This is a genomic window from Nitratidesulfovibrio liaohensis, assembly GCF_011682075.1.
GTDB classification, from domain to species: Bacteria; Desulfobacterota; Desulfovibrionia; order Desulfovibrionales; family Desulfovibrionaceae; genus Cupidesulfovibrio; species Cupidesulfovibrio liaohensis.
In genome coordinates this window covers 1-5,486 of record NZ_VSMK01000163.1, presented here as the reverse complement: position 1 = coordinate 5,486, position 5,486 = coordinate 1, and the positions used below count along the sequence as shown (strand labels likewise).

The following is a 5,486-nucleotide window of genomic DNA, read 5'->3' as shown; positions in this document are numbered from 1 at the left end:
GTGCGACCCGGACGGCCCCCTGCGCGATGTGGTTCGCCTGCTGACCCCGCGCGCGGCGGCGGCAGGGGTGACGTTGGCTGTGCAGGCCGGGGCCGGACCGGAACCGGTCATGCTGGACCCGGACGCGGTGCACCGCTGCCTGATGGATCTGGCGGTGAACGCCATCGAGGCGTTCGAGGATGATGGCGGGACGGGTGCGTTGGCCGGTGGCCCGGCCAGTGCCCCAACGACTGTCGCGGCCCGGATGGATGCTGGCGGGCCGGAGGCAGGCGGGGGTGACCCTGATGAATCCCGCCGGGTGGTCCTGCGCAGCCGCCGGGTGGCGTTGGCCGACGCTGAGGACGCGGACGCGGCATCCACCGGGAAGGCTGGGGAGACCAGCGTAACCGGCATCGAATACGTGGTGGAGGACACTGGCCCCGGTTTGCCGGAACAGATCAAGCAGATTGGGCAGATTGGGCAGGGGCAGGCGGACAATTCTGGGGCGGACGGCTTTGCCGCCTTCGTTTCCGCCAAGCCGGGCGGCAGCGGCGTGGGCCTCATGGCCACGCGCAAGCTGGCCCGCGAAATGGGCGGCGAACTGGAGCTTGGCCCCGCATTACAGGGGCACGGCGTGCGGGCGGTGCTTCGGGTGCGGGCAGGTTAGCCGTCGTTTTCCGTTCGTTCCTCCCCCGTCCCATCCCCACGCCGTACCGCCTCCGGCAGGCGGCGCGGCAGCGACACGGTGAAGGTGCTACCCTCGCCGGGTTCGGATGTCACCGCAATGTGCCCGCCGTGCTGCCGCACCACCTGGCTGGCCACGAACAGGCCGATGCCCGTCCCGGCGGTGCCCTTGGACGAGAAGAACAGGGTGAACAGCTTTTCCCGGGTCTCGCGGTCCATGCCGGTGCCGTTGTCGATGATGGTGAAGGTCACCTCGTCCGGCGTGCCGCGCACCCGGAAGGTGACTGCATGGTCCTGCTTGCGGGTGTCTGCCGCGCAGGCTTCCACCCCGTTTTCCAGCAGGTTCACCAGCGCGGACGACAGCGCCCCGGTGTCCGCCTCGAAGGTGCCGAGGTCGGCGGTACCGCCGCTTGCCGCTGATCCGGTCTGAGCCGTGCCCGTGGTCTCTCCGGCGTCCGTCGCCGTTTCGGCGCTTTCCTCGGCCCGCGTTCCCGCAAAATCCCGCACAAAGCGCACCCCGCGTTCCGTGGCCTTGGCCTCTACCAGCATGGCCGTTTCCTCGGCAAAGGCGCGGGTGACCACCACTTCCCAGTTCAGTTCGCGGTTCTTGGCGTAGTACAGAAGGTCCAGCACCATCTTGCGCAGCCGGTCCACCAGATGGCGGATGTCCTGGTGGCTGTCCTGCACCCGCGCCGCGTCGCCGCGCGCGATGCCGCTGCCCAGGCGGTACACCCCGCCGTCCAGCGCGGTGAGCAGCCCCTTGATGCCGTGCGCCGTGGAGCCCAGCAGCAGCCCCAGTTGCGAAAGCCGGTCCTGCAGGCGGCGCAGTTCGGTGATGTCCGTGGACATCTCCATGACCTCGGTGATGGCGCCCTCTGCGTCGCGCAGGGGGGCCGTCCACACCAGCACGTTCACCTGCCGCCCGTCGCGCGCGGTGACCACGGTTTCCGCCTGATGGGGTCGCCCGTCGTCAAAGGTGCGCCCGGCGGGGCAGCCGGAGCAGGGGGCCAGGCGGTGGGCAAAGGCGTCGTGGCAGCGGCGGCCCGTGGGGTCGCCGAAATCCTCGCGGTATCTGCGGTTGGCCTCCACCACGCCGAAGTCGCGGTCCATGACGGCCACGTAGCAGGGCGATTCGTCGAACAACTGGCGGAACCGTTCGCGGGTCAGGCGCAGGTCTTCGCGCAGGCGGCGCACCTCGGAGACGTCCACCGAAAGCTCCAGCACCAGCTCCACCTCGCCGTCGTTGCCGTAGATGGGCGCGGTGTTCACGATGACCGGGATTTCCTGCCCGTTCCTGCCCAGCAGCACCTCGTTGGAGCGGAACCCCTCGCCCGTCTCCAGCACACGCATCACCGGGCACAGCCGGTCGCCGGGGCCGCGCCCGGCGTAGGCCTCCCAGCTGCGGCTGCCGATGCGGTGCCCCAGGCGTTCCTTGTACAGCTGGTTGGTGGAGACGATCTCGAGGTCGGCGTTGTGTACGGCCACGAAGCAGGGCAGCTCGTTGAACAGCCCGCCGTCGTCCAGCGCGCTGCACAGCGAACGGATGCCGCTGGCGATGCCGTCCATGACCTGCAACGCGGCCAGCTGGCGTTCCGCCTCCACCAGCCGGGCCGACTGGTCGCGCACCATCTGTTCCAGGTTTTCGGTGTACCCGCGCAGGCGCTGGCGCATGGATATGCGTTCCTCGGCGCGACGCAGGGCCACTTCCAGCATGTCGTCGTTGACGGGCTTGGTGAGAAAGTCTGTGGCGTCGCGCTTCAGGCTCTGGATGGCCAGGTCCATGTCGCCGTGGCCGGTCAGCATGATGACCTCCACCTCCGGGTCGGCGGCCTTCAGGCGCTCCAGCAGGTCCAGCCCGGACAGGCCGGGCATCTTGATGTCGGTGAGCACGATGTCGGGCCTGTGCGCGGCAAAGCGGGCAAGGGCTTCTTCGCCGCTGGCGGCGGTGGTCACGTCGTAGCCCGCGTCGGCAAGCGAGATGCCGAGCACGGTGCGGATGCCTTCCTCGTCGTCCACCAGCAGGATCGATGCGCCCATGCGCGGCTCCTCGGAATCCGGTTCACGGTCGGGGGCACTGTCCCTGCGTCGTGTGTGCGTGCCCGGACGCGGCCATCGGGAAAGAGGGGGGAGACCCCGAATATAGTCGCCCTCCGGACTTTGCCGTGCCGCAGGCGGCACGGGGCGGGCGCGGCGCGCGGACCGCCGATAGTGTATTGTTTCATGCTGTGCAAAAAAGAACAAGGACGGGCCGCCGGGGAGGGCATTGCCCGCCCCGGCGGTACGTGGCGTGTGCGCGGCATGTCGGCAACAGGCGCATGCATGGCCCGGCGGGCGGCATGCGCCGCCGAAACAGGCCGCAAGGCCTGCCATCGACGACCTGCCGCCGCCTGATCCCCGTCGCGCGAGGCGCTACTGCCGCGCTACTGGTGAGTCACTGGCGCTTCCGCCGCCAGTTCCCCGCGCTTTTCCAGCGTGTCGCGGATGATTTCCAACAGGCGGTTGGGGTCGAAGGGTTTCTTCAACGACGCCACGGCGTTGCGGATGGCCAGATGGATGCCCGACAGCCCGCTGATGACGATGACCGGGGTGTCACGGAAGGCGTCTTCCTTGGTCATCTTGCGGTAGAAGCGCGGGCCCCACTCGTTGGGCATTTCCAGGTCCAGCGTCACGAGGTCGGGCCGCTCGCGCTGCAGCACTTCCAGCGCCTCGCTGCCGTCCGAAGCGGAGCAGGTGGCGTACCCGTTGTCGGAAAGGATATCCACCATGTACTTCACGATGTAAGGGTCGTCGTCCACGACCAGTATCTTGTACGGCATGCGCTCATTCTCCTTGGCGTCGTGCGTGGCGGCGCGCGGTGACGCCGTTGCCTGCCCTGTCTTCCGGGATATTCCGTCCGGGGGCGACCCGGTTCCATCCTGTTCCGCCCTTTCGGGCTGACCTGCCATTCTTGCCGATCCGTTTCCCGTTCCGTTCAGCGCCCGGTGGGCCAGTTCCAGCAGCCTTTCGGGCCTGGGGGGCTTTTCCACATAAGCGAACGGCTCGTTCACCTCCGTGTTCCCGTCCCCGTCCGCAGCCTGGCACATGGACAGCCCGTGCGCAAAGGTGGCCCCGCCCACGCCGGACAGCATGATCACCGGGACGGAACGCAGGGCGGGGTCGGCCTGCATGGCGCGGTACATGGGCAGGCCCCCGCCGCCCGGCATCATCACGTCCAGCACCACCAGGTCGGGGCGGCGCTTGCGGGCCGTCTCCAACCCTTCCGCGCCGTTGCGGGCGGCCACTGCCTCGTGCCCGTCGGTTTCGAACAGGGCCTTCAGGAAGAACCGGAACGACAGGTCGTCGTCCACCACCAGCACCAGCGCCATGTCGTGCCCCGTGTTCTGTCGTCGCTCGTCGTGAACCGGTTACGCCCCGGCTGGCGGGGCAGCGTCGCCGCCGCCCCGTGCCGTCATCTTCCTGCCGTCAGCCCGCTGGCGGGCGTCAGGCAACCCGCTCCTCGTGGGTCACACTGGCCACCGGACAGGCGGAGCGCAGCACCACCTGTTCCACGGTGGAACCGATTTCCGCGTCCTCGGCGGGCACTTCCCTGGCATGGTGGGCCATGACGATGAGGTCCGCCTTGCGGTCGCGGGCGTACTTCAGGATTTCCACGTAGGGCGTGCCTTCCCAGATTTCCACCTGGTAGTTGTCGTAGTCGGTCATCTTGCTCACGTACCTGTCCTGCATCTGCTTGCGCGCCCGTTCCAGCTGCCGTTCGATTTCGGCCTGGCTGGGGTACAGCCCCGAGCCGCCAAGGTCGCAGGCGTGGAACAGGTACAGCTTGGCGCCCACCTCGCGCGCGGTCCTGTAGGCGAACTGGAAGGCCGCGTCGGCGGGCTTGGAGAAGTCGGTGCTGAACACGATGTTGGAGAACATGTGCCAGCAGGTGTTGCAGGGCCGGTTGACGATCAGCACCGGGCACCGGGCGGACTTGGACACCTTCTGCATGGTGTTGCCGATGATGGAGCGCACCCGCGAGGCGGCGGCGTCCTCGTCGCGCCCGTGCGCACCCATGACGATCAGGTCCACCCCTTCCTGTCGGGCGAAGCGCAGGATTTCGGTGTGCGGAACCCCGACGGCCAGTTGCAGCGCGGCATTGGGCGGGCCAAATTCCTTGAACTGGGCCTCGTAGACATGCTTCAGTTCTTCGGTGACCCATTCGCGGTAGTCCGCGTCGGCCACTTCTTCCTCGCCCGACTTCAGGTCGCGCACGTACTGGCCGAAGCCGCGCGTGGGCACCCCCAGCACATGGAAGACGTACAGGCGCGCTTCATTGCGCCGCGCCAGTTCGAAGGCCACCTTGGCCGCGTTGTCACATGCCGGAGAGGCTGACGTTGCAAAGAGGATCTTTCCGAACATGGCGTTTACCTCCGTAGGCTACAGTGTCGGGCGCCGCCCTGGAAGCCGAGCTCCCACGCGAGGCCCTCGATGACTTCGAACAGGGTGAAGGTGGTCTCGCAGTCGAGCACCCGCGTCCTGTCCCCGAAAACCACGTGTCGCAGGCCGCCCAGCGAGAGCGGCAGGTCCAGAAGGGCATCGAGCGGGATGAACCTGATTTCGTGTTCCGTTTCGCCATCCCTGCCGCAGGGGCTGTTTGCCCCTGGCGCCAGCGCCCGCAGCGAAAGGTAGATTTCCGCGCGCGGGCCACCGGGGTAGCCGATGAGATCCACCGTCTTGCGCAGGGCAAGGCCGGTCAGCCCATCGGCCCGGCAGCCCTCGGCGGGGCAGCGGGCCGCATCGGCCACGGCGGCGGGCAGGAACGGGCCAAGACGTTGCAGTTCGGC

Annotated in this window: 5 protein-coding genes and 1 pseudogene; 1 reads left to right on the top strand and 5 read right to left on the bottom strand. The window is 68.2% G+C overall.

The window, feature by feature from the left end; all coding sequences use genetic code 11:
- Nucleotides 1-646 (top strand): ATP-binding protein (locus tag FVW27_RS06780; protein ID WP_208294669.1); only part of this gene is annotated, 646 nt, incomplete at its 5' end.
- Here FVW27_RS06780 and FVW27_RS06775 read toward each other — a convergent pair.
- The 5 genes and pseudogenes from FVW27_RS06775 to FVW27_RS06755 form a co-directional block, all read right to left on the bottom strand.
- Nucleotides 643-2,700: a hybrid sensor histidine kinase/response regulator gene (locus FVW27_RS06775; protein ID WP_167123806.1), complete on the bottom strand. Its 2,058-nt coding sequence runs from the start codon at nucleotides 2,698-2,700 to the stop codon at nucleotides 643-645. The two genes, FVW27_RS06780 and FVW27_RS06775, sit on opposite strands and share 4 nt — an antisense overlap.
- Nucleotides 2,701-3,083: 383 nt before the next feature.
- On the bottom strand, nucleotides 3,084-3,479 hold the full coding sequence (gene divK, locus FVW27_RS06770; protein WP_167123807.1) for a DVU0259 family response regulator domain-containing protein: 396 nt from the start codon (nucleotides 3,477-3,479) through the stop codon (nucleotides 3,084-3,086).
- A 300-nt stretch (nucleotides 3,480-3,779) separates the two neighbouring features.
- A pseudogene (locus tag FVW27_RS20880) lies at nucleotides 3,780-4,028 on the bottom strand (response regulator); the annotation flags it as partial.
- Nucleotides 4,029-4,143: 115 nt separating this feature from the next.
- Nucleotides 4,144-5,061, bottom strand: a complete 918-nt coding sequence (locus tag FVW27_RS06760; protein WP_015946179.1) for a universal stress protein — start codon at nucleotides 5,059-5,061, stop codon at nucleotides 4,144-4,146.
- Between the two features lie 5 nt (nucleotides 5,062-5,066).
- Nucleotides 5,067-5,486 (bottom strand): hypothetical protein (locus tag FVW27_RS06755; protein ID WP_167123804.1); only part of this gene is annotated, 420 nt, incomplete at its 5' end.

What these genes read in the sequence shown, in the direction of transcription:
- FVW27_RS06775 (WP_167123806.1), bottom strand. Translation starts at nt 2,700, where the DNA reads ATGGGCGCATCGATCCTGCTGGTGGACGACGAGGAAGGCATCCGCACC.
- divK (WP_167123807.1), bottom strand. Translation starts at nt 3,479, where the DNA reads ATGCCGTACAAGATACTGGTCGTGGACGACGACCCTTACATCGTGAAG.
- FVW27_RS06760 (WP_015946179.1), bottom strand. Translation starts at nt 5,061, where the DNA reads ATGTTCGGAAAGATCCTCTTTGCAACGTCAGCCTCTCCGGCATGTGAC.